This window comes from Sessilibacter corallicola, from assembly GCF_021290925.1.
Taxonomy (GTDB): Bacteria; Pseudomonadota; Gammaproteobacteria; order Pseudomonadales; family Cellvibrionaceae; genus Sessilibacter; species Sessilibacter corallicola.
Map to the genome: position 1 here is coordinate 903,914 of NZ_JAJSLX010000002.1, position 25,154 is coordinate 929,067.

A 25,154-nucleotide genomic window follows, 5' to 3' on the forward strand; every position below is an offset into this window, starting at 1 on the left:
TTAATCGCTTAAAAAGCCGGCAATAGCCGGCTTTTTTCGTTTTTACGGTCGATTTTCTACGTTGTGGTTTTATCTATATTAGGTAATTCGATTAAATTTAAAGAAATGTTGTTATTGTGTGGAACCACATTGAGGTCGAGTGTTCCAAATCCCCGAATGTTGGTTAGATATTAACAACGCTTTTCGAGTCTAATAGTGCAAAACTCATTGAATCGCGAATATTCGACGCGGTTAGAAATATCAAAGGTTATCAAAATGGGTAAAAATCAAGCTGGTTTCAAATTGTTTTCAAATGGTCGCGCTGCGTTTCGCTCTTCAATGAAAGCGGCAATTGCGGTAGTTGCGGCTGTCACCATGGGTTTTGCGTTTGCTCAGGAGAAAAGTGATAGCGTTTCAAAAGAAGTAGAAACAGCAATTATCACAGGTATCGGCAAAGCACGTCCTCAGTTGGTTGTAGAATCTGTCTCCAAGAGTCCTGTTGATGGTTTGTACCGGGCTCACATCGAAAATGGCCCGACGTTATTCGTCAGTGGCGATGGCCAGTACGTTTTAGCTACTGATATGTATCAAGTTGTCGCTGGTGGTTTTGTTAACCTTCAAGAAGTTGAGCGCCAAGAAATGCGCGCTGTACTGGCAAAAGACCTTGAAGAGAATCACGAAGACTTGATTGTTTACTCACCAAAAGGTGAAGTAAAAGGCGTCGTTAACGTATTTACCGACGTTGATTGCGGCTTCTGCCAGCGTTTACACCGTGAAGTTGCTGAGCTCAACGAATTAGGTATTGAGCTTCGTTACTTGGCTTACCCACGCAGCGGTCTTCAAGGTGATTCGTACAACAAGATTGCCTCAGCGTGGTGTGCAAAAGATCAACAGCAAGCCATGGATAAGCTTAAGTCTCGTGAAACTATCGAAACTAATGTTTGTAACGACAACCCAGTAGCGAAACATTTCGCACTTGGTAATGAAATCGGTGTTCGCGGTACTCCAGCGTTATTGCTAGCTGACGGCACTTTGCTACCAGGTTATTTACCTGCGAAAGAATTGGCCGAGCGCATTGGTGTTGCTGTTAACTAATTCAGCTTCTATCATGTCGTCAAAACCCCGCTTATGCGGGGTTTTTTGTTTTAAGTGTTCGGTAAAAACCACAGGGTCTGAGTAGGAAGGATTAGTGAATGTTAAACGGTGAATTCCCAAAAAATGTGTTGGTGATTGGCTGGGTGTGGCCTGAGCCAAAAGCGTCTGCGGCCGGGGATCACATGTTGTCTATCTTGCAGTTGTTGAAGGCGCAAGGTTGCCAGATCACGTTCGCCAGTCCCGCTCAGAAGACCGATTTATCCGCGCCACTGGAATCCATCGGCGTTCATTGTCAGGCAATCGAAGTTAATGATGCGTCTTTCGACGCGTTTTTACAGCAACTCAATCCCGATTTAGTGGTGTTTGATCGCTACATGATGGAAGAGCAATTTGGTTGGCGGGTAGAGAAGGTGTGCCCTGACGCAATTCGGGTATTGGATACCGAAGATTTACACAGTTTGCGCGAATATCGTCAACAACAAGCCAAGGCGGGCTCCAATAACGACAACACAGCCTTATCTGAGAATGCGCAGCTTCATTCTGACAAAGGCATACGAGAAGTGGCGTCTATTTATCGCTGTGACCTGTCTTTGATTATCTCCAAGGCGGAGTTTGAATTGCTCCAGAACACCTATCAGTTGCCGCAGAGTATTCTTCATCACTTACCGTTTTGTTTACCCCAGGCTCATAAGTCTAAGGTCGCGAGTCAAGAAACCCCAGAGTTTGAACAGCGCAAAGATTTCATCACCATTGGTAACTTTCGTCATCCGCCAAACTGGGATTCCGTTCTCTGGTTGAAAAAGCTGTGGCCCGAGATTCGACGACAGCTCCCCGGTGTTAATTTGCATATTTATGGCGCTTATCTACCGAAAAAAGCCTCGGAGCTTCACAACCAAAAACAAGGGTTTTTGGTTCACGGCTGGGTCGATGATGCCTACGAGGTCATGCAGCAAGCCAGAGTGTGTTTATCGCCGCTGCACTTCGGTGCTGGACTGAAAGGGAAGTTATTACTTGCTATGTCGGCGGGCACGCCCAGTGTCACTACCGCCGTTGGCGCAGAATCCATGACGGATGATCAGTGGCCCGGTCTGTTGGCTGAGTCGGATAATGAGATTGCGCAGTCAGCCGTGGAGCTGTACACCAATAAATCCGCTTGGCAGAGTCGTCACGAATTGTCATTAATGATCGCTCAAGAACGCTATGGATCGGATCAATGGGGACAAAATCTGGTTGATGCTATTGCTCAAATAAGCGCCGATGTTGATCGGCATCGCTCGGGTAATTTCGTGGGTCAGATTCTGAGGCATCAGCATCACCGTGCAACTCAGTTTATGTCTCAGTGGATTGAAGCGAAAAACAAACTTTCAAAACTTCAGGACGAGTAACCTGATTTCAATAAAATTGTGCCAAATTCCTCTGCTCATTTGACAGTAAGTGTTTGCCTCAGTAATGTTGCCTACCCTTTTAAAAGGCGGTCAATTGCTATTCAACTGGGGTGACTCGCCACGTAATTCAGAGGAAGAGATTTTGAAATCGGTAAAAATTGGCATCTGCGGTCTTGGCACCGTTGGCAGTGGTACAGTTAACGTTCTATCGCGCAACGCAAGTGAAATTAACTCTCGTGCTGGGTGCAATATTATTATCGAGCAAATTGGTGCCCGAAGAGACAATCCTAACTGCGACACCAGTCAAATCTCTATCACCCGCGATATTTTCGATGTGGTTGTGAACCCTGATATTGACATCGTTGTTGAGCTTATTGGCGGAACAACGGTAGCCAAAGAATTAGTTCTAAAAGCCATTGCGAACGGCAAACACGTAGTGACTGCCAACAAGGCATTGATTGCCGAGCACGGCAATGAAATCTTTAAGGCTGCAAAAGAGAAGGGCGTTACTGTCGCCTTTGAAGCCGGTATTGCCGGTGGTATTCCAATCATCAAATCTATTAAAGAAGGTTTGGCGGCGAACAAAATTGAATGGTTGGCTGGCATCATTAACGGCACTGGTAACTTCATTCTTACCGAAATGCGCGACAAGGGTCGTGCCTTTGAAGATGTGTTAAAAGAAGCGCAAGAGCTTGGCTACGCCGAAGCAGATCCAACATTTGATGTTGAGGGAATCGATGCTGCTCACAAGCTGGTTATTCTCGCGTCAATCGCCTTTGGTATTCCTTTGCAATTCGACAAAGTGTTCACCGAAGGCATCACCAAAATTACCGAAGAAGACGTCGCCTACGCTCAAGAATTAGGCTATCGCATCAAGCATTTGGGCATTGCTCGACGTGTGGGTAACAGCGCTGAATTGCGTGTTCACCCAACCATGATTCCTAAAGAGCGATTACTTGCTAACGTCGATGGCGTTATGAATGCTGTATTAGTGCAAGGTGATGCAGTGGGGCCAACCCTGTATTACGGCGCTGGTGCTGGTGATGAGCCAACCGCTTCTGCTGTTATTGCTGACGTCGTTGATCTTGCTCGCACACTCACTGCCGATCCAGAGCACCGCGTGCCGCATTTAGGCTTCCAGCCAGATCTTCTCAACGACTTAGAAATTTTGCCTATCACTGAAACGGAAACTTCTTACTACATCCGTTTAAGTGCTGTGGATAAGCCAGGTGTGCTTTCTACGATTACCCAAATCTTGAGTGATGCTGGGGTCAGTATCGAAGCGTTGATTCAAAAAGAACAACCTGAATCCGCCGAGACTGCGCCAGTGATTCTTCTAACAAACCGCACCATTGAAAAAGACTTAATGAAAGCGGTAGAAAAAATTCAGAGCTTGCCGTCTGTGGTTGGTGATGTCCGCCACATTCGCGTTGAATCTCTAAAATAAACCGTTCAGGAATACAGCAGTGAAATACATAAGTACACGTGGACAAGCGCCTGCCTTAAATTTTGAGGATGTCGTATTAACCGGTCTTGCTTCTGATGGCGGCCTGTATGTGCCTGAGTCGTTGCCAAAATTCAGTGCCGAAGAAATCCAGTCTTGGGCTGGTCTTTCTTACCAAGAACTGGCGTTTAAAGTGATGAAGCCATTTGTGGCCGATTGCATGGCTGAGGAAGACCTTAAGTCTTTGATCGATAAGTCATACGCAACGTTCCGCCACAAAGCCATTGCGCCGATGGTGCAAACCGGTCACAACGAGTGGGTGTTGGAATTGTTCCAAGGGCCAACTTTGGCGTTTAAAGATTTTGCGTTGCAGTTTTTGGGTAATCTACTGGATTACATCTTGAAAAAGCGCGATCAAAAGGTTGTTATCATTGGTGCAACCTCGGGCGATACAGGCTCAGCCGCAATTGAAGGTTGTCGTCACAGCGATAACGTGGATATTTTCATCATGCACCCGCATGAGCGAGTGAGTGATGTTCAGCGCCGTCAAATGACGACCGTTATCGCCAAGAACGTTCACAATATTGCCTTGCAAGGCAACTTCGACGATTGTCAAAACATGCTCAAAGCAAGCTTTGCCGATCAGTCCTTTTTACCGAGTGACCGACGCTTGGTGGCTGTGAATTCAATCAACTTTGCCCGAATCATGGCGCAAATTGTTTACTATTTTTATTCGGCCATCGCGCTAGGGGCTCCTAATCGTGAAGTGTCTTACTCGGTTCCAACGGGTAACTTCGGTGATATTTTTGCGGGCTACCTCGCTAAGCAAATGGGTTTGCCGATCAAACAGTTGATTGTCGCGACCAACCAAAACGATATTTTGCACCGTTGTATCAGCGCCAACGATCACACCAAAAAGACCTTGGTGCATTCGCTGTCGCCGTCTATGGACATTATGGTTTCCAGTAACTTTGAGCGCTTGCTGTTTGATTTGTACGACCGTGACGGTTCTGCAATTTCGCAGTTAATGGACGGCTTTAAGTCTGGCGGTATGGCATTGACCGACACCGTGATGGAGCGTTTGCAAAGCCAGTTTAGCAGTTACCGTTTGGACGACGACGAAACCGTTAAGGTAATCGCCGAAGTGTTTGAAGAAACCGAATACTTGTTAGATCCGCACACGGCTATTGGCCTAAAGGCAGGCCGTGAAGTTCGGGCAGATCAAGAAACTCCGGTAGTAAACCTAGCAACTGCGCATCCGGCTAAATTCCCTGATGCGGTCAAAAAAGCGGTTGATATCGCTGAACCACCATTACCGCATCACATGAGCGATTTGTTTGAACGCGAAGAAAAATACACCGTTTTAGAAAACGATATTGAAAAAGTGCACTCTTACATTTCTGATGCTCTGTAATTACTGATACGATCCCGGCCGCGAATCATTTTCGCGGCCTTTTTTCTCCTTTAATTTCCCATCTTTTCTGTTTGCTCCTTTCTTCTGTCTTTTGCCCAACTTCCTCTTATTTAAGAAACCAACATCTCAGTTACCGCTTTCATTCCCGTTAATTCCTTTTATATTCATGGGATTGTTTTGTATGCTAAGGCTAGCTTCGCTGGGTTTAGTGACAATAAAAGCGTTAACAACAAAAGAGTGGCTTTTGAACGTTCGGAGATGATTATGCACAATGGTGATGGCGGTGAAGTGGGCAATCGCTCCCGGCGTATCCTAGATATTCTCGCCCCCTTGATTCTTCGTTTTCCTGAATTTCCCACTGCTAATGCGCTGTACAATAGAAATTTCGTTTCAATTGTTGATCAATCGATTGAGAAATCGCTGTTGCATCCTGATATTACCCACACCTTAGATGTTGGAGAATCATTATCGGTAACGGCTCACTATGTTGAAAATTCAGATTCCGCCTACGATGAAAGAAAACTCTCCGACTTATATTGTTTTTACGACGATTGCTTTGCCAAGCTGAAACCGTTTTTATCTCATCTCGATAATATTCAAAACGATTTGTTAGTGCTGAAAAATAAATCGCCAAATTTTTCAGCGTTAGCTAAAAAGCTCATTCGTTGTTCGCCGTTAATCTACGATCAATTGGGCCAAGCAATTAATCCTCAATTATTCAACAGTAACTACGCGCGCACTGTGTCTCCCGTTGAATTACAGGCTTTGTATACCGATCATTTTAATGTGCACTTACAGCCATTAATTCATCGTTGTAAGGCAATTTCGGGAATGGGGGAGATCGAGAAAATCTCCAACAATACGCAAAATCAATTCATTCCAAAGACCATCATTCCGGCCACACGCCTGCATTCGGTGAGTCGTAAAAATTTAAAAAGCCGTTTTTTGCGATTGGAAGATGTTCCGCCGGTTTACACACCGTTACGCGGCGCAGTTGCTAAAGATTGCAGTATGGTAACGGTGCCGTTTTACGGTTTATTAAAATCAACTCGTTTGTTTTGGGTGTTCAACGATGTAGAGACTGACCAGTCGCCCATTGGTTATGTTTTTCTGATAGAAATTCGTGTTAAGGGAAAAACCGTTCCTTATATTGTCACGATCAATGGGCCAATGGTTTCAACAACGCAGTGTCACGCGATATTTAAATTAATTGCAAACCTCTACGAAACAGAAACCGTTTTTGTAGCCAATTGGAAGAGTACTCAGTATTTGGTGAATTACGCGCCCATTCGCGAGTCTTTATCGTTGAGTAAAACCAGCAAAATTGATATTGATTTACCGTCCGGTTGGGTGTCGATGAACGACGAACGTTCATCGATGAATTGTTATTCGGATTCGGCGGTTTCTTCTGGTGTTGCGATTCATATAGATGATATTCCCGGAAAGCTGGTTTCTGTAACTGCCTCAGACAGCAAACGGGAATATCCACCGCTTTCCCATTATAAAAATCTCCCTATTATTGCTCGAACCATCTTGGTGTATTTTTTCAAAGACGCAGATATTTATAGTCAGGTTGGCGATGAACCTGGTGATTATTTAAGTCTTGAAAAAATCCAACAGCAATTAAATGTATCTGATGATCAACTTAATAATATTCAATTATTTTTCGATTTATACCGACATCACCAGTTTTCTGTTGAGTCCTTTCTTACATTAAATCGAAGTTTGAATTATTCGCTGTCAGATTTAAACACGTTAGATCCGGTGATTCGCGCGTCGATATTGTCGCCTTTGTACAGAGAGCATTCCGAGTTATTTTCTGAGCAAGACTGGAAAGTCACCAGCCAGGCAACGTTTCGACAACTCGAAGGTCGATTGCAAGATACTACCTTAGCGCCTGGAAGCCGAGAAGTCATTCGCGATCATATGGCATCTATTCCCGATACCTTGGTCGAAAACTATTGGCAATCTATCAGCCGGTTTTTATTTGTAGAAAATACCGAGACGCCAGATTATTACGCGTTGCAGCGATTGATTAGAAATTTAAATTCTGTGGATGTAGTGAATCATATGCTGGAGTTTTTAGATGAAAACTCCAAGTTCACAGATTTGATACAAGCGTACAACAAGCGCTGGTTTGAATTTTTTACACGTGCGGCCGGTGACGGAATCAACGCAGAAATCTATCGCTCCGTGGTAAATAAAGCTTATTACAAAAAGTCGTTAGATAAAAATGCAAACTTAGCCATATACGAAATGGCTAAGTTGTATGTTTATGGTTGTGAATTGGATTTTACCGATGCCAGAGCTTGGTTTGAAGAAATATGCGCAGCGCAGTCTTTTCGTGATCGCTCAAAGCAAGAGTTCAGCGAGCGTATTGTGTACGAGCAAAAACAATTGCTGTAAAACAGCTGGGCATTTGGGTTACAAATCCAGAGTTTTCCATTGATCGCCTTTGCGAAATTCCATGCTGTTAACCTTGCCAAAACCTTCAATATTTACGAGGTTAACCTGTCTGGGCCAGGTTTCATGAAGAGCGGTTTGACGAATTTGTATTTGGGTAATGTTTTCGGGTTTTACAACTTCTTGGTAAACCCAAAAGAATTTTTCGTCTGATTCAAATCCAATTACGTCTAATGCAGGTACTCGATCGTTTAATTTGATATTGAAGTGATCAACAACGTAGTTAGCAAAGTTTTTTTGCGTTTCAGGTTGGTTGTTAAAGTCTGCGTCGCTGGAAAAAAGGTGTTTTACCACATGCTCTGCGTCGTGAACCAAAAACCGATGCACGATTTCTAGGTTTCCATTTCTAGCGTTAAGGCTGACTGTGGTGGTTGCGTATTTTTGCTGATGCGCCATCGCCGCACTGCTAAGCCAGAACGCAGTGATAATCCACAATAACGATTTTAGAGAAAACGTGTGTTGATGCATAAATTTGTTTCTTTTTTACTTGAAGCCAGAGTTACTTAAGAGAGTTACTTAATAGAGTGACTTAAAAAAACGCCGCAATAAGCGGCGTTTTTAGGGTTTTGCACAATACTATTTTTTGTACTCTTTAACTTTGGGTTTTTCAACCTTAGTTTTGATGTCGTGCATAATGTCACGAGCAACCGGACGTTCGTCTTTCTTACTTTTGAACGATTCGATTCGTGACGGAATGATTTGTCTTGGATAATGGTTGTTTTCTACGTCGACATCAGCGGTTTCCCAACCCGGATCGACTTCCACACTTTTTAGCTCTTTATCGGTAACCAATAATTTTTGTACCGCTTTAGGAGAGCGACGCCAAATTTCCGCTGGAATCATTTCGTCTTCTTGAGTGCCATCGGTGTAGGTGTAGCGTAATAAGATCGGCATAACCAGGCCGCCTAGGTTGGAGAACTCCATAACGTAGTAGTTTTTGTCTTCCTTAACGGCACGCTCTAATGCTTCTCGCTCCCAAGGTTTTAAGTCGGCCAACATTTGCTGGTATTTATTGCGTTCTTTGTTGGTAACGATGAAGCGATCATTTTCGTCGTAGAAGTCACGAATGTCTGGGTTTTTATCAATCCAAAGCTCGCGTCCTTCGGCTTTGTTGGTCTCAACAAAACGTGAAGGTGGCTTGTCCAGTTCTTCTTTGCGGCGGCGATCAAAATCGATGTCTGGGTTTTGAGTATCTAAACGCAGTTTGTAGACTTTATCGATGGAAATGTCGACGTGATCGGTGGTGTAGAACCAGCCGTACCAGAACCAATCAAGATCGACACCTGAAGCTTCTTCCATGGTTCTAAAGAAGTCGGCAGGAGTGGGGCGCTTATACACCCAACGCTGAGCGTATTCTTTAAAGGCGAAGTCGAATAATTCTCGGCCTAAAATCACTTCGCGCAGAATATTCAGAGCCACAGCAGGTTTGGTGTACGCGTTCGGTCCGAGTTTTAACACGCTGTCGGATTGCGTCATGATCGGTACTTGGACATTCGATTTCATGTAATCGACGATATCGCGAGGCTCAACTTGCCAAGGAATATTGGGATCCCATTCACGACCTGCAACACCATCGAGGAAACTGTTGATGCCTTCGTCCATCCAGGTCCATTGGCGCTCGTCAGAGTTCACCAACATAGGGAAATAAATATGACCAATTTCGTGAATCACTACGCCAATTAAAAAGCGTTTTTCTTTGAGTGTGTAGGTTCGGGTTTTGTCTTTATGCCATTTAGTGCGCGGCCCGTTAAAGGTAATCATGGGATATTCCATGCCGCCAACAGGACCGTTAACGCTCTGTGCCACCGGGTAGGGATAATCGAATGAAAAACGTGAGTACACTTCTAGTGTGTGAACAACGGCTTCGGTGGAGTATTTTTTCCAGAGATCACCGCCTTCTTTCGGGTAAAACGACATGGCCATAACTAACGGCATTTCGTCGCCGCCTTGCTGATGACCTTTCGCATCCCACATAAATTTGCGCGATGAAGACCAGGCAAAATCTCGCACGTTTTCTGCTTTAAAGCGCCAAGTTTTGGTTTTTGACGTTCCCGCTTTTTCGTTCTCAAGTGCTTCTTCAGCGGTCACGATAAATACTGGGCGTTTTGCGGTTTTCGCTTTTTCGAGGCGCTCTTTTTGTACTTTGGTTAAAACGTCGTCTGGGTTTTCCAAGGTACCGGTCGAGGAAACAATGTGATCGGCAGGAACGGTAATAGACACATCGTAGTCACCGAATTCTAAGGTAAATTCCCCGCGTCCCAAGAATTCTTTGTTGTGCCAAGCTTCGTAATCTGAGTAAGCCGCAACGCGTGGGTACCACTGCGCAAGTAGAAATATGTCGTTGCCGCCTTTGCGTTTGTCGTCCGGGAAGTGCTCATAACCAGCACGTGCTCTGACGGCGTCTTCTTCTAAGATATCGAAGGCAAAGTCGATATTAAAGGTAGTCGATTCACCACCGGCCAGCGGTTTAGCTAAATCCAAACGCAATTGGGCGCCATTAATAACGTAATTAAGTTCTTCACCTGAGGCGTCGGTGACAACAATCTTTTTATAGCCGGGGTTATTGTCGGCGTAAAATTGCTGGCGACGTAATTCGCCAAGGCTGATACCGGCAGGCTTGCTGTCTGATGCGGAACGAGTGCTGGGTCCACGTCGACCAATACCGCCGAAGGTTACGGTTTTTTCGGCGATGGAATCGGGCTTAAAGCGGTTTTGTTCAAGTTGAATCCACAAGTACTTTAATTTGTACGGAGAATTGTTGTGGTAGGTGATGACCTGTTTAGCCGACAGTGAGCGTTTGTCTTCGTCCAGGACTACATCTATTTTGTAGTCGACTTTTTGCTGCCAATACTGGACTCCGGGTTCACCTGCGGCATTGCGATAGACATTCGGGGTTGGCAGAATTTCGTCCAGTTGTCGAAATTTGTCTTCGAAGTCTCCTTTCGTTTGTTGGACAACATTCGCTGAAACTATTTGGCTAAAACTTGAGCTAATAGTTAATGTTAATAACAATACTCGTAGTGAAAAATTCAATCGGAGATCCTCTTGTTTGTAGCTCGTCTTGGTAGTTTTATCAGCGCAAGACGAATTTAAGCTTATAAACTTCACCTATAATCGCGAAGAATATAGCGATATAACATAACTTAACTGTTTTGAAGAGATGTCAGATTAGTCAATATACGCAATAGCGATTGTGCATTTGGTCAGGAAATTAATGATCTATCAAAGAGTTACTACCGCTATCATCTACTCTAGTGAGTGTGATGAGTTACTTAATCTCAGTGAATTCGTTAAAGTATCGACATTTTTTTGATCGCAAGTCAGCGTCCCAGGCATCGAGTGAATGAATCAGAAACAACCGCAAATAAAACGCCGCGAATTTTCCCAATCGTCAGCCATTCAGTTGGATGGTTTTTCACCGTTATTAATGCGAGTTTTTGCACACCGGGGTATTACTGATCAAAGCCAATTGGATTACCGTTTAAGTAATTTGTGTTCTCCCGCCACTATGTTGGGGGCTAAAAAAGCGGGTGAAATTCTGGCCAGCTCAATTGAAAAAGGTGAGCGGATATTAATTGTTGGTGATTTCGACGCCGATGGCGCCACCAGCAGTGCGTTAGCAACCCACGCGTTACATGCGATGGGTGCTCAATCGATCGAATATTTAGTTCCTAACCGGTTCGATTACGGTTATGGCTTAACGCCAGAAATTGTCGATGTTGCCGCCGAGAAAAACCCCGACGTTATTGTTACGGTAGACAATGGAATTTCTTCGGTAGAGGGCGTGGAGCGCGCTAATTCCTTAGGTATACGTGTGGTTGTTACCGATCACCATTTGCCGGGTAATACCTTGCCCAATGCTCAGGCGATCGTTAACCCTAACCAACCCGGTTGCAATTTTCCCGGCAAAAGCTTGGCGGGTGTTGGCGTCATTTTTTACGTGCTTTCGCAAGTTCGATCTTTATTGGATCAAAACGGTTGGTTTGAGCGACAACGAATTGAAAAGCCAAATATGGCAAATTATTTAGACCTGGTTGCTCTTGGCACCGTTGCCGATGTCGTTACCTTGGATGATCAAAATCGGCTGCTTGTTCATCAAGGCTTACAGCGAATGCGTGCTGGTCGTGTTCGACCCGGAATTCGAGCATTATTTGATGTATCAAAACGTTCCATTGAATCGGCGATTGCCTCGGATATTGGTTTTGGTGTTGCTCCTCGAATTAACGCAGCCGGGCGTTTGGACGATATGAGTCTTGGCATTCGGTGTTTACTTGCCGAAAATTACGATCAGGCCAGAGAGTTGGCGTCTGAACTGAATGATCTTAACCAAGACAGACGCGCGATCGAATCTTCGATGCAACAAGAAGCTTTAAAATCCTTAGCAGAATTAAAAAATTTGCACGAAGATGAACAACCCTGGGGCATGTGTTTATTCAACGAACAATGGCACCAGGGGGTTATTGGTATTTTAGCGTCTCGAATTAAAGATCAGTTTCACCGCCCGGTAATCGCCTTTGCTCAATCAGACAACAGCGATGAAATCAAAGGCTCGGCGCGGTCCATTGCAGGCATTCACATTCGCGATGCCCTAGACGCGGTAGCTACGAGTAATCCCGGGTTAATTGAAAAATTCGGTGGCCACGCAATGGCTGCGGGTTTAACCATACAAAAACATCTATTTTCCGAATTTTGCGCGGCATTTGATTCAGAAATTCGACGAGTGGCCCAGCAAGAAAATTTTACGGCACAAATTTTTTCTGATGGAGAATTAACACCCGAAGAATTTAATTTGGAAAATGCACACCAATTGCGTAATGCTGGTCCTTGGGGGCAAAATTTTCCTGAACCCACATTTGATGGTGAATTTTTATTGTTGACCCAGCGCTTGGTTGGTGAAAAACATCTTAAAATGACAGTGGCTCCTGCATCGAATGCGCAAACGGTTATTGATGCAATTGCTTTTAACGTTAATTTACAGTGTTGGCCTGATCCTAACGTACGGCGTATTCGTGCGGCTTATCAATTGGACGTGAACGAATTTCGGGGAAAAGAGTCAGTTCAACTGCGTATTGAATTTTTGCAAGCTCTTGAATGAGTAATAAAAAAGTAAAAGGGAAAATCAATGTCTGAGTTAAATAAAACATCGAATTCGGGAGTTTGGGTTTATTTACTGTTAGGGCTGTTATTGCTCTCGGGCATTTCTTATTGGATTTATTCCACCATTTTTACTGAAGAAAAAAGTGAAACTGTTGTTTCTCTTGACGTCGAAGTTCCTCAAGCGGCACAACCAATTCAATCAGACCCCAAACCTGTGGTTGCCGAAGTTGTGGAACCAACCGAGCCCGACATTCCAGAAAAACAAACACCAGAAGTTACTGAATCGCAAGAAGAGGTCGCCGAACTGCCCGATTTAGACGGTAGCGATACCGTTGTTCGTGAGCAATTAACTCGGGTTAATGAATCGACGGATTTTTTGTTATGGCTGCAATCGCCACAATTAATCCAACGTTGGATTACAGTTATTGATGGATTGTCTAAAGGCAATTTAATTCGTGGCATTGTTTCTGTTGAAACGCCGAAAGAGAAGTTTCCTGTAATAAAAAATGGTAAGCGATATTTTTTAGATACAAAAGGTTACGAGCGATTTAATCACTACGTCCAGTTAATTGAGTCAGTACCTGCCGAAGAGCTTGCGAATGTTTTTCATTTCTTTCGCCCATTGTTAGAAGAGGCTTACGGGTTGTTGGGCAATAAACCGGAAAACTTGGACAATACGGTCATCAAAGCTTTAGATAATATTTTAAAAGCACCGATTTTTCCCGGTGATATTGAGCTTGTTGCAAAAACGGTGAGTTATCAATTTGCAGATGAAGAAATAGAGTCACTGTCACAACTCGATAAATTGATGATACGAATGGGGCCAGAAAACACCGCAGCACTTCAAAAATACGCCCGTAAAGTTAAGACTCAATTATTATCGTTGTAGTAATTTTACCCTGAGCAAAAAACGAGCCTTTAATTAAAGGTTGTTGCAGTTTCGTACAAGTTTTGATTCTGTTAACACTCGATTCCTCTTTGTAGTGTTAACAATCAGTGTGGAAATCGACGGAATATCGTACGTTTTTTTCGCTTTGAAAGTTGGTTCATTTTTGAGGTTTAACGATCCGTTAAATCTCTTGTGAATGTAATGTTAATTCATAGGATATACAAAGGAATTCAATGTTTATATGAGGTATATACGTTATTTTTTGTAATAAAAAATTCATACTGCATTTAAAAAATTTTCATAAAACTTAGTTTTTATGCAAAAATGTTTTTAATTACCTGATTTCTATAGATAAAATATTTGTACTAATCCTTCCAGTTCTTGAGTTTGTTATCTTTTTGACAAAATTCTGTAACAATCAATTCTTCACAAACATTTAGCGAGTCGCTAGTATTCTCCCGTGCTTACAAACTACTGTTCATACTTTAACTTGAAATAAGGTAAAAGGGGGCGGCATGCAAAAAATATGTCCAGATCCACTTATTTGGAATAAGATTTACGTAAAGTTAAAAAGGAATTGGGTTGAAAATGGTCAGGAAGGAACGCATCCTCCGAAACCATTAGTTGTTGATCTCTGGGCTAACAGCACCGATTCTGAGAAAGCTGAACGTTGGCAACAAACACTTGCTTGGGCATTGGAACATCAATGTTACGCTTTGGTCACCAAAGTCGAAGATGAGCAGATGTATTCGATTGCAAGTTAAATGATTCGCTGGCGACAGTGCATGGAGTTGTCAGTGACATGGACGTTGAATGGGTTAGTTGTATCATTTATTGTTGAATTAACTCATCCCATATGATTTCTAGTATTTTGTCTTAATTTATTTCTATTTTTTCTTTTCTTTTCTTTTCTTTTTTCCATTTTTCTTTTGCAGTTCCTTTTAACTTTTTATTGTTGAATTTTGTCTCTTATTTTTCTTTGTTGTAGCCTTCTTTATTGTAGCAGTTGGTAATTTAGTTTAGGTCTACAACTTTATTCTGAAAGATTGGGAATTAATATTTCTTTTAGGCTTGGCCATATATTTTCTAGCAACAGCGGCTGCGCGTCTTCTGTGGGGTGGATGCCATCATCTTGCATAAGTTCAGGCTCAAGTGCGATACCTTCTAATATAAATGGAATAAATGGCACGTCATTTTTTTCTGCGACACGCACAAACACTTTTTTAAATTCGTCGGTGTAACGCTGCCCGTAATTGGGTGGAATTTCGATACCGGCTAAGATAACTTCTGAGCCCGCATTTTTCCCCAATGCAATGATCGAATTTAAATTCGATTCCATCACTTTTAATGGATGTCCCCTAAGGCCGTCATTGCCGCCCAGTTCTACAACAATAATATCTGGAGTGTGTGCCTCGATGAGTTTTGGCAGTCTGGCAAGGCCGTCGCTGGAGGTATTACCACTGACACTGGCGTTGATGACATTGACTTCGTTGTCGTCAGAAACCGACAATAATTTCTGTTCGAGCAATGCTACCCAGCCTGCATGCGGATTTATTCCGTACCCCGCACTGATACTGTCTCCTAGGATCAACACGCTTTTGGCGTAACTGATTGTTGAAAAAAATACGGCGATGAGTGTCAGAGTCAGTGAGAAGACTCGGCGTGATGTGTCGTGCTTTGCATTGATGTTGTGGTGCATAAAATTCATGATAATTATTGTTTGGCCGTTTATAAATACGATGATCACGCGATGTTAAACATGGATTCATGCGGCTTGTTAAAGTTCACAATTGCTTCAAGGTTCAGTTCTAATACTAAGTTAAACTCTAGGGCCTGAGCAGGCAATAATTGATGTCTTTTACTAGTTTTCAATGGCTCTCAACAACTCTTGATGGCTCTTATATGCCTTTTTACAAAGTGTATACCAATTCAAACCTAGCAAGAGAATTGTGCGTCAAAGAGCTGAAAATACGTTTGTTCATCAAACTGGGTAAGCACTTCTATTCGTACACAATTGAACATGGTGCTGGTTATCGATAGTACTTGTGATCGACAGTACTGGTGATCGATAAGTCTATTGAAACGGCTCATCTAAATTCACCTCAGTGGAGGGTGATTTGCTTAATGCAACAGCGTCACGGCAGTTAGTCTTAAGCAACGGTGATTTTATCGATTGACAGTGGTCAGTTGAACGGCCATTTAAGTATTATTCGTTGATATCAAAACATTAAACATTCGCCAGATTATGGAAAGCTGTTCTGGCCTAGGGAGAACCCATTGCACATTATTGAAGCACGAAATATCAATAAAACTGTCCGCTCCGTCGATGGCGATCTAACGATTATTGAGAGTTTGGATTTAAATGTCGAAGAAGGAACAAGCATTGCCATCGTGGGTGCCTCGGGTTCAGGGAAATCGACCTTACTGGCCTTATTGGCGGGTCTTGATGTGCCAAGCTCGGGCCAGATAAAACTCGCCGGAGACGACATCACGAGCATGGACGAAGAAGGGCGGGCGCAGGTCAGAGCAAAAAGTGTTGGCTTTGTGTTTCAGTCGTTTCAACTTCTCCCTGGCTTATCCGCGCTTGAAAACGTTATGTTGCCGCTGGAATTACACGGTGTCGCCGATGCGGGCGGCCGGGCGAAAACCTACCTAGAACGCGTTGGCTTGAGCCATCGTATCAACCACTATCCCAAGCAGCTATCCGGCGGTGAGCAACAACGTGTTGCGATTGCCAGAGCCTTCGCCAGTGAGCCCAAGGTTCTGTTTGCCGACGAACCAACCGGCAATCTCGACAGCGCCACTGGCCTGAAAGTTATTGAATTGTTGTTTGACCTCAACGTTGAGCAGAAAACTACGCTGGTATTGGTGACGCATGAACAGCGTCTGGCGGATCGATGTCAGCGACAAATTACGCTGTCTGCAGGTGACGTGGTTTCTGACTTAAACAGCAGCAACGCCGCAATCGGATTGGAGCTTAGCGAGTGAACGAGTTAAAACTATCGCTGAAGCTGTTATGGCGTAACTGGCGCAGCGGAGAGCTGAAAGTACTCGCCAGTGCAATCGTGTTGGCTGTTACAGTCGTTACCGCCATTGCCGTGTTTGCCGATCGTATGGATCGATCGCTGCAACGACAGAGCAACGCCTACCTTGCTGCCGACCGAGTGATTTCCGGTCGTTTTCCCATTCCCGAAGATTGGCAAACGTATATTGATGAATCTGCGATTGAGCAAAGTCGAACAGCTCGATTCAGCTCTATGGTCTTTGCCGGAAACGAAATGCAATTGGCGTCCATCAAAGCCGTGGCTGAGGGTTATCCTCTGCGCGGTACATTGGAAGTCAGTGACGTACCGTTTGCACTGGGTAACGATGTCGTCGCCGCTCAGGGAATTCCGAAGTCGGGAGAAGTCTGGGTAGATTCTCGTTTACTGCCTATTTTAGGGGTGGAGTTGGGCGATACGCTGTCGGTGGGCAACAAAGATTTCCGGATCAGTCAGGTTGTGATCCATGAGCCCGATGGCGGCCAAGGATTTTCAATTGCCGGTCCTCGGGTAATGATGAACTATCAAGATATGGACGACACAGGTGTCGTTCAGCCGGGAAGTCGTATTTTTTATCGCTGGTTGCTCTCGGGTGAGGAGCCAGCGTTAGAGCAGTTGGTTGATAACATCACCCCGGTTTTGGGTGACCATTATCGAATTCGCACACTGCAAGATTCCCAGCGCAGTATCAGTTCGGCGCTGGATCGCGGCAAAAGCTTTTTGATGTTATCTGGAATGATTGGTGTGCTGTTGGCGGGTGTTGCTATTGCTATCGCGGCACAGCAGTTTGCCGAAAGAAATGTTGACGCCGTTGCCTTGTTCAAAAGTTTAGGTGCCAGCGCGGTAAAAGTGCGGCGTTTGTATTTTTCGCAACTGGTTGCCCTGGGCTTGTTATCGTCGTTTGCCGGGCTGGTTACCGGTGAAATCTTGCATCGATTTATTGCCAGCTCCTTAGCAACACTTTTTAACGTTGTATTAATTGGCGCTTCTTGGCAGGCCTATGGACTGGGTATTTTTACCGGATTAGTGAGTCTGTTGTGTTTTGCGTTGCCACCGCTGTGGCCGTTACCCAAAATTTCGCCAGTGCGTGTGTTGCGACGTGAAATTAACATTGAGCAATTAAGCGTGTGGACACGTGGTCTTATCGGTTTGGCTGCCGTTGTCTTACTGATTGGTCTCTACAGTCGCGATTTACAACTGACATTAACCGTAGTCGTTGGCTTAATCGGAATTTTGGCAATTGCCGTCAGCTTAAGTTTGGTGTTGTTAAATTCCAGTCGCCAATTGGGTTCTAAAGCCGGTAGCACTTGGCGTTTGGCAATGTCTAATTTGCGGCGTAATCGCGGCCACAGCTCAACTCAAATTGTCGTGTTTTCGTGCGCATTAATGCTGTTGATGGTGCTGTTTACGGTTCGTACCAGCTTAATTGATGAATGGCGATTGCAACTGCCAGAAAACGCACCCAATCACTTTGTGTTAAACATCAATGCCAGTGAACGCGATCCTATTACCGAAGAATTCGAAGCCAGAAATTTCGAATTTAATCCTTTGTATCCTATGGTGCTCGGAAGATTGGTTGGAAAAAACGAGTACCGCTATCAGGAAGACGATCGCCATACCTCCGATTCACTGCAACGAGAGTTGAATTTGAGTTGGGCAGACGAACTGGCGCCAGACAACGAAATTGTTGATGGCCAATGGTGGGATCAATGGCAACCGAACGATGCTGAATACGGTGTTTCCATTGAATACCAAACCGCTCAAGAATTGGGGGCGAAAGTTGGTGATGAATTACACTTTAGTCTCGGCGGCTTAGAGTTAAAAGCGACCATTGCCAGCATTCGAACCGTAGATTGGGATGCGTTAACCCCAAACTTTTATTTCTTGTTTTCACCGGGTGCCTTGGAAGGGTATTCACCCACTTATTTAACCAGTGTTTATGTACCCAACCAAGATAAGCGATTCATCAACGAGTTTTTAAGAAAGTACCCAACGTTGGTGATTTTAGAAGTTGATCGAATTATTGATCGAATCAAAGCCATCGTTGATCAGGTGAGTCGGGGTATTGAACTCGTTTTGTGGGTGGTTTTACTGGGTGGCGTTCTGGTGCTGATTGCCGCTGTGAGCGCGAGTATGGCGCGACGAATGCAAGAAGCCAGTATATTACGTGCTCTGGGTAGTGGAGGAAAATTAATTGTCGGAAGTTTGTGGATAGAGTTTTCCGTGCTTGGTTTTTTCTCAGGTTTAATGGCCGCAGCGGGCGCAGAATTAATTTTGTATTTTCTGCAGTCAGAAATATTCGGTCAAACCGCGTATTTTCATGGGTTAATGTGGTTAATTGGCCCCGTAGCCGGCAGTATTTTTATCGGTGCCTTAGGCGCATTTGCGTGTCGAAGAACCGTTACCGTCGCGCCTGCTTTGGTATTGAGAGAGCTACAGAGTTAAATTCCGGATTCAATGTCAGCTCGATTACCCCGTGAGAAATCTTATAAGTTTATCTGTGAGGTTTATTACGGGGTTTTTTATTTTAGGTGTTTAAGAATCTGAACCAAATCCGGTAACAATTGTGCGTAGGTGCCAAATTGGCCGGCAAACTTGGCGAGATCTTTTTCGTTAATGGCAACTTTACTTTCTGCCTGATTAACAATGCCGTGCAATAATTTTTTCGCTCTTAATTTGTTGACACTGTACTCGGTTAGTGGCGCGATTAATGGGGTGAGTAAGATTGTGGAGCCAACACCGCCGATGGCGCCTGCTGCGCTGACCCAAGTTGGCGTGCCCGCCCAACTCATCCAAACACTGGCAAGAAAAGATTGCTTACTTAAATAGATGGACGTTGCCGCAGCAGAACCTAGAGCAGCCGCACTGCCAAACGCGGCCTTATCGACAATACCTCTTCCTAACAAACCAATGGCGACAAACAATAAAAAATCTCTGCCGCCTTCATGCGTTTGAGACAAGCTATCAACGCCACGCATTAATTTCTGTCGGGCGATATCAACCGGCACTTGAGACAGAGTTTTTTCTAAAGATTCTAAATCCGCTCGAATAAAATTGGGGTGTTTAATGAGGTGGTCTGCAAAGGCAGTTTGCAAATCGGTAAGTTTGAGGAGTTCGTGCTCAATGATATTCGCAACTGCTTCTGATTTACCGGTGGTCGGTGTTGCAGAAGTTTCTTCTGTATTTCTTTTAACCAATTTATTCGCGCCACGCCAGAGGCTTCTGGGCAGCGTTAATAAATCTTGGGGGATATCACGGCGGTGATGCCAGTGTCGTTTAGATACCGCAGAAAAACTGGCAAATTCAGCTTCATACACAGGCTCGATACGATTGCGAGCTGACTGGAAATGTTCTTTGTACTGACATCCCCAGTGGTACAACCAAGCTTCTATCGAATTATAACTTTCAAGTGTGTAGGGAGAGACCGTCATTGTGTAGATTGTGAGTAATTAAAGGTGAGTGTTGGACAGCAAATCAACACAATACGTTTATTACCAAATCAGTCAATAGTTGGCCTCTAAGCTCAGCGCAGATGTAGGCTTACGATTTTGAGCAAGAAACCATCAGTTCTTCCAGTCGGAAAAGTGATTTCAATTCTTCTCTGTGTTCCTCACGGGCGTCATTAGATTGGGTATTAACATTAATAACGGTTTGCGCGGCGTGAGAATCGTGCTGTGTTAAGCGATCAAATTGTACCTTGGCGTTCATCTGGGTTACCTCAAATACGGATAATTCGTGCTGTTTCAATTGGCTAATGCGTTGGTATGGGTTGTCGTTTTCTGAACCGGGGCGATCAAATAATCCCGCCCATTAAACCCTTTGTGACTGCCTGCTGACGATTGACGCTGTTTGTTTTCTTCATGCAATTTTGGATGTGGAAATTTACGGTTCTTTCACTGACACCCAATATTTTGCTGACTTCCCAGGAAGTTTTGCCTTTAGAAACCCAGCGTAAACATTCAATTTCACGCGGCGTGAAATTCACCGCCATCTTAGCGCTGCAACGGCTGAGCGCATTCAGTGCATAGTGGCTTAAAATTAGCCAAAACCAGGAAACTTTTTCGATTAACTCCTGGGAGTATTGTTCTGGAAACTCCACTACTACGACAGAACGTTGATAGTTAGCGCTGCCGAGAGCAATCGCAAAACCATTGGGTGCATCTAAGTTTGGTTTGACGGCTTTCAGCATAATCGGGCAGTTGCCAGTGTTGAAGGCACGGGTTAGGTGGTGTGACTGGCTGTTAATCCAGCTAGCCATGTAGTCAGACATAATACCAACGGTTTGATCGCTCTTGAGTTCGTCGGCTTCGCTGGAATTGATTAACGCACAACTAGCGTATTGGAAATCATTCGCTATGGTTAAGAAAGTATGCTGCAAATCTTCAGCGTCAGTGATTCCTTCGAACTCACGAATATAATGTTCTAGCCTGTCCATAAACTACGCACCTATATAACTGAAACAACTTAAAAGCTTGAGTAACGATGCAAGGCGGGAAAACGAGTAACTACAGATGATTAAATATTTTTCGTTTTGTCGCGATTACACCGCTTACTGTGTTTTGTTCGTAATGCCATTTCGTAATAAAAGCTCTGATAACTGACAGTTACGATAATTAATGAGATCGATAGAATCTCTCTCGCTGGCATCTGATGACATAAGTTACGTTAGCAAGTGGTCATAGGCGATAACGATGGAATGACTTGGGTGTAATTTCTGACAGTTATCTGAGATTTTGTGATAACTCCTTTAACTTATTGTTTTTTCTAGCTATTTTCTTATAAGGTTATAGCTTGGTTATAGAAATTTACGTATAACCAAGATAACTTTCTCTTTTTTCGTATACTTAATCGCCAATTTTTATAAATGCTTATAAAGCAGTTTTAGTTTCATTGCTGTTAAGAATATTGGCCGTTACACAAGTTCTTACTTCCTTATAGCTCACGTTATTTTTTCGACTGTGTATCTTTTGATCCAACAGTGTTGAAAACGTCATTTTTGTGATGTGATTTGTTGCCGCCTAAAACCCAGTAACACGTAAGTGAGCCTAGTGGTAATAATCGAGTGGGCAGCTGATAAAATATTGAGCTGCAATAAACGGATTACTTAGAGTGCTTGGTGTGTGGCAGGGAGAGGTTTGCTTTGTTAGATAGCTGTAATACTTAAAGAAGTGATTTGATAATTGACCATAAGTGTATATTTATGGCTTGAAGAGTATTGAAAAGGAGGGTTTACGGCTAGAGGGTGTATCAGACCGCTCACTGATACGAGGAGTACGAGTGAGCATCTGACTCAGTATTTATTAGATTTGTTTATCAAGATCTATCTTGCGTGACAGGGGCCGCAACCTAAATCTGGGTTGGTAGTCGCTCCTGATGGGGTAGGGCCAAACGAGATAGAAATTTTAAATGTTTCAAAAGTGGGTGTTGAGGTTGTATTTGACGCATGTACAGTTGAACCTAATCCCAAGATAATTGCGGCCACTGTAAATAAAATAGCACTCTTTACATTGCTCATGTAAGTGTCTCCAATGTGTTTTAAAAATGTAGAGTTGGTAGTTCCCAACTACAGTTTATATTCGCAGCAGAAAAATATTCTTCAAACTTATTCTGATTATATGTTTTAAAAAATTAGTTTTGCTATAACTATTCTATGATCTATGAATGTTATCTTAGCGATGGTTAATATTTCATACCTTTAAGGGTTATGGTGATTGTTTTAACGTCAATTTTTCAATGATTTCTAAACGTTCTTCTTCCCTAATCAAAATCATTTTCTTTGCGTCAGGCGAAATGAATGTTATGGGTATAGTATTCTGTAGGGGAAAGCTCTGAATCTTGAGTATGTTTGTATCTAAATTTAGGACGTTAAAAGTTCGTTCGGCATTTTTAATTTGAACCCAAAATGCTTTGTTATCACGAATTTGAAGTCGATAGTTACCAGAAACGTCTCTGAATCTGTCAGGGAATTGTGTATCAATTACTGCAATTTTGTTTAAGTTCTGGTCTGTCTTTAAAACTGATCCATCGATTTGGACAAAGAAATAACCACCTTCGTTGCTTTCTGCTGCCATTAAAACATTTTCCATCAAAAATACTTTTTCTCCACTGAGCAGATCAAAGTACCCTACTTTTCTTATGCCTTCGATAATTTCACTGTAAAAAGCTCGTGTTTTTGAGTTAGATAGTTCAAAGGTAATTATTGGAAAGCCGGTTTTGATGATTATTTTTCGTGATTTGTCTTTCGTATTATATATAAAAGCTGTATCGGCAGTTTTAATTAACAAATCTTCAAACCGATCATCTAAGTTGCCAATTACTAACAGAAAAACTTCCGAGTTGAACAGAGTTTGTTCTTTCCTGGTTTTAGGATCGTAATTTATTAGTGTGTAGTCATCTTCATTGAATCTTGTCGCGTAAAAAGACCCGTTAGGACCATAGGTAGGCCGCCTAAGCGAATTTATATTAAATTGGTCGAGAACCTCCATTGTTTCTGTATCAAATTCGATAACGTAGCGTTTGAGAGGCTCGTTTCGAATAAGTAGTACTTCTGTCGGAGATATTACCTCCAAATTCCAGTAACGATTGTAAGAATTTGGCAGTATCTGTTCGTATTTTAATGTAATTGAATCTAATTTATAGATAGCTTTTGAGGTTAATACGACTATGTGTCTGTTATCTAACCACTCAAACTTTCTTAGAAATTGAGGACCTAGGTTTTTTGAAAAATCTATATTTTGTTCTGTGTTTGTATCCAGGTGTTTTACTATAAACTGGAGTTCAGGATTATCTCTTTGATGTTGAATGGAGTAAGCTAAGGCTTCTCCATTAGGTGAATAGCGAAACTGCTCTATACTTTTTCCAGAATTGTCAACAATGCTAAATTCTTCTAAGGAAGAAGATAAAGTATTCAATTTTCTTATTTTTTCGTGCCCATTTTCTAAATCGTAATTTCTGAAAAATATTGAGGACTTTGAATCTTGCCTAGAAAGGCCAGCGATAAAGCTTTCAGATTTATAAAGAGTTGTAACAATTTCTTTATTATCTTTATTTACCGCCCTTCTTTTAAGGGCAAACGAGTCTTCCTCAATTGAGGTATAAACAATTTCCTGAGATCCCGGTAAAAACTGAATTTCTTCTAAATTTTCTTCTCTATCGGTTAATTGTTCTATCGATCCAGACACCAAGTCTTTAATAAACAACTGGTAACCCATATTTTCAGACATTCTTGCGGTAAAGGCGAGTTTGGTTCCATCGTCTGAAATATCAAAATCGGTTTTATTGGAAGGGAAGGTTTCGATGACTTCAATGGACTTAACGAGAGAATCGTTTTCGGAGCTTTGTTGTTCTATGACCTGATCAATATCAATGGTTGCTAGTGCGGTTACTACGATGGCGAGTATTGCAATACACCATATTTGCAATGCCGTTATTTTAAAACCTGGACGGTTAATTTGCGATGTGGCATTACCTGCAAGTGATACGCCAGCCCCACGAGTTTCTAAAACTTGCTCGTCTACTGAATGCGTTGGTGTATGGATAGCACTGTCAACGGGCTTATCGCTCTCATCCGTTGTTGAGATTTCCGGGATTTGCGAAGTTGGGCTTGTCTCACCCTGTAAGTTTTTACTTTGACCTAAATTTTCTTTGTTGGCACTATTATCATCATTAATGTAGTCATTTGATGATTTTGGCGCCGAAAGGTTTTCAGCAGCGGCCTGCGTGATAGTATCGTGCTGTATACCTGTCAGCTCTGACAAGATTTCTACTGACGCGACCATTTTATAGCCGCGTTTGGGAAGAGATTTTATAAACTGTGGGTTGTATGTGTCGTCTTCTAAAATAGACCGCAGTTTACTAATCGTCCGTCTTACTGCTGTATCAGTGACGATGCGCCCTGCCCACAACTCGTCATGGAGTTCAGCCAGTGGTACATAACGGTCACGCTGCACTATTAAGTAGCAGAGTACTTCGATAAGTTTGGGTTCTACAGACAATTCTCTTCCTTCCCTGTAGAGAATGTCAGATTCCGTTTCTAGCTGAAATGGACCAAACTTGTATATAGTGTTTGTGTTCGACATAACCCCTTTCGAGTCCAAAACTATCCTTCGCTTTAATTTCCGATACTAAACTATCTGCTTAACGAAGCACAGAGTCTATTCGTCTTATATTAATCGATCTTAAATATAATTAATGATTATAGAAATCTAATAGTCCAAAACGATATTTATTTATTGAAATCAATAATTATCGATTATTAATGCTTATAATTTGAACTAATAAAATTTGTAGGGAGTAATAGACAACAAAAGCCGTTGGTTAGTTTACATGAGCTTTGCTTAAATGTGAG

Annotated in this window: 17 protein-coding genes; 10 read left to right on the forward strand and 7 right to left on the reverse strand. The window is 43.0% G+C overall.

What is annotated here, in order from left to right:
• Nucleotides 1–255 precede the first annotated feature (255 nt).
• The 5 genes from LU361_RS11180 (at nt 256) to LU361_RS11200 (ending at nt 7,723) form a co-directional block, all read left to right on the forward strand.
• Nucleotides 256–1,074 carry a DsbC family protein gene (locus LU361_RS11180; protein ID WP_233088927.1) on the forward strand — a complete coding sequence of 273 codons (819 nt, stop codon included), beginning with the start codon at nt 256–258 and terminating at the stop codon, nt 1,072–1,074.
• 98 nt (nt 1,075–1,172) lie between these two features.
• On the forward strand, nt 1,173–2,459 hold the full coding sequence (locus tag LU361_RS11185; protein WP_233088928.1) for a glycosyltransferase: 1,287 nt from the start codon (nt 1,173–1,175) through the stop codon (nt 2,457–2,459).
• A gap of 142 nt (nt 2,460–2,601) precedes the next feature.
• Complete coding sequence (locus tag LU361_RS11190; RefSeq protein WP_233089533.1) at nt 2,602–3,906, forward strand: homoserine dehydrogenase; 1,305 nt, start codon at nt 2,602–2,604, stop codon at nt 3,904–3,906.
• A 19-nt stretch (nt 3,907–3,925) separates the two neighbouring features.
• Nucleotides 3,926–5,317 carry a threonine synthase gene (thrC, locus tag LU361_RS11195; protein ID WP_233088929.1) on the forward strand — a complete coding sequence of 464 codons (1,392 nt, stop codon included), beginning with the start codon at nt 3,926–3,928 and terminating at the stop codon, nt 5,315–5,317.
• Nucleotides 5,318–5,581: 264 nt separating this feature from the next.
• Nucleotides 5,582–7,723 carry a hypothetical protein gene (locus LU361_RS11200; protein ID WP_233088930.1) on the forward strand — a complete coding sequence of 714 codons (2,142 nt, stop codon included), beginning with the start codon at nt 5,582–5,584 and terminating at the stop codon, nt 7,721–7,723.
• A gap of 18 nt (nt 7,724–7,741) precedes the next feature.
• Here the strand turns inward: LU361_RS11200 and LU361_RS11205 are convergent, their stop codons facing one another.
• Nucleotides 7,742–8,248 (reverse strand): DUF6702 family protein, encoded by a 507-nt coding sequence (locus LU361_RS11205; protein WP_233088931.1) that lies wholly within the window; start codon nt 8,246–8,248, stop codon nt 7,742–7,744.
• Nucleotides 8,249–8,356: 108 nt separating this feature from the next.
• Entirely contained in the window at nt 8,357–10,813 is a 2,457-nt protein-coding gene (locus tag LU361_RS11210) for a M1 family metallopeptidase (RefSeq protein WP_233088932.1), read from the reverse strand.
• Between the two features lie 310 nt (nt 10,814–11,123).
• On the opposite strand from LU361_RS11210, the gene recJ reads away from it, so the two are divergent.
• From recJ to LU361_RS11225, 3 genes are all read left to right on the forward strand, one after another.
• Nucleotides 11,124–12,875, forward strand: coding sequence for a single-stranded-DNA-specific exonuclease RecJ (recJ, locus tag LU361_RS11215; protein ID WP_233088933.1), 1,752 nt, complete (start codon nt 11,124–11,126; stop codon nt 12,873–12,875).
• Nucleotides 12,876–12,902: 27 nt separating this feature from the next.
• On the forward strand, nt 12,903–13,766 hold the full coding sequence (locus LU361_RS11220; protein WP_233088934.1) for a DUF3014 domain-containing protein: 864 nt from the start codon (nt 12,903–12,905) through the stop codon (nt 13,764–13,766).
• Nucleotides 13,767–14,281: 515 nt separating this feature from the next.
• Nucleotides 14,282–14,530: a hypothetical protein gene (locus tag LU361_RS11225; RefSeq protein WP_233088935.1), complete on the forward strand. Its 249-nt coding sequence runs from the start codon at nt 14,282–14,284 to the stop codon at nt 14,528–14,530.
• A 269-nt stretch (nt 14,531–14,799) separates the two neighbouring features.
• On the opposite strand, the gene LU361_RS11230 is transcribed toward LU361_RS11225, so the two are convergent.
• Nucleotides 14,800–15,474, reverse strand: a complete 675-nt coding sequence (locus LU361_RS11230) for an arylesterase (RefSeq protein WP_233088936.1) — start codon at nt 15,472–15,474, stop codon at nt 14,800–14,802.
• Nucleotides 15,475–16,049: 575 nt separating this feature from the next.
• On the opposite strand from LU361_RS11230, the gene LU361_RS11235 reads away from it, so the two are divergent.
• A complete protein-coding gene (locus tag LU361_RS11235; RefSeq protein WP_233089534.1) occupies nt 16,050–16,754 on the forward strand; it encodes an ABC transporter ATP-binding protein in 705 nt (234 codons plus the stop codon).
• The gene (locus LU361_RS11240) at nt 16,751–19,252 is read left to right on the forward strand and encodes an ABC transporter permease (protein WP_233088937.1); all 2,502 of its coding nucleotides are present in this window, start codon (nt 16,751–16,753) and stop codon (nt 19,250–19,252) included. Before LU361_RS11235 ends, LU361_RS11240 begins: the two co-directional genes overlap by 4 nt.
• A gap of 77 nt (nt 19,253–19,329) precedes the next feature.
• Here LU361_RS11240 and LU361_RS11245 read toward each other — a convergent pair whose 3' ends face one another.
• From LU361_RS11245 to LU361_RS11260, 4 genes are all read right to left on the reverse strand, one after another.
• On the reverse strand, nt 19,330–20,238 hold the full coding sequence (locus LU361_RS11245; RefSeq protein WP_233088938.1) for a hypothetical protein: 909 nt from the start codon (nt 20,236–20,238) through the stop codon (nt 19,330–19,332).
• A gap of 109 nt (nt 20,239–20,347) precedes the next feature.
• Entirely contained in the window at nt 20,348–20,515 is a 168-nt protein-coding gene (locus LU361_RS11250) for a hypothetical protein (protein ID WP_233088939.1), read from the reverse strand.
• Nucleotides 20,516–20,600: 85 nt separating this feature from the next.
• Nucleotides 20,601–21,242, reverse strand: a complete 642-nt coding sequence (locus tag LU361_RS11255; RefSeq protein WP_233088940.1) for a helix-turn-helix transcriptional regulator — start codon at nt 21,240–21,242, stop codon at nt 20,601–20,603.
• 1,267 nt (nt 21,243–22,509) lie between these two features.
• Nucleotides 22,510–24,801 (reverse strand): winged helix-turn-helix domain-containing protein, encoded by a 2,292-nt coding sequence (locus LU361_RS11260; RefSeq protein ID WP_233088941.1) that lies wholly within the window; start codon nt 24,799–24,801, stop codon nt 22,510–22,512.
• Between the last annotated feature and the right edge of the window lie 353 nt (nt 24,802–25,154).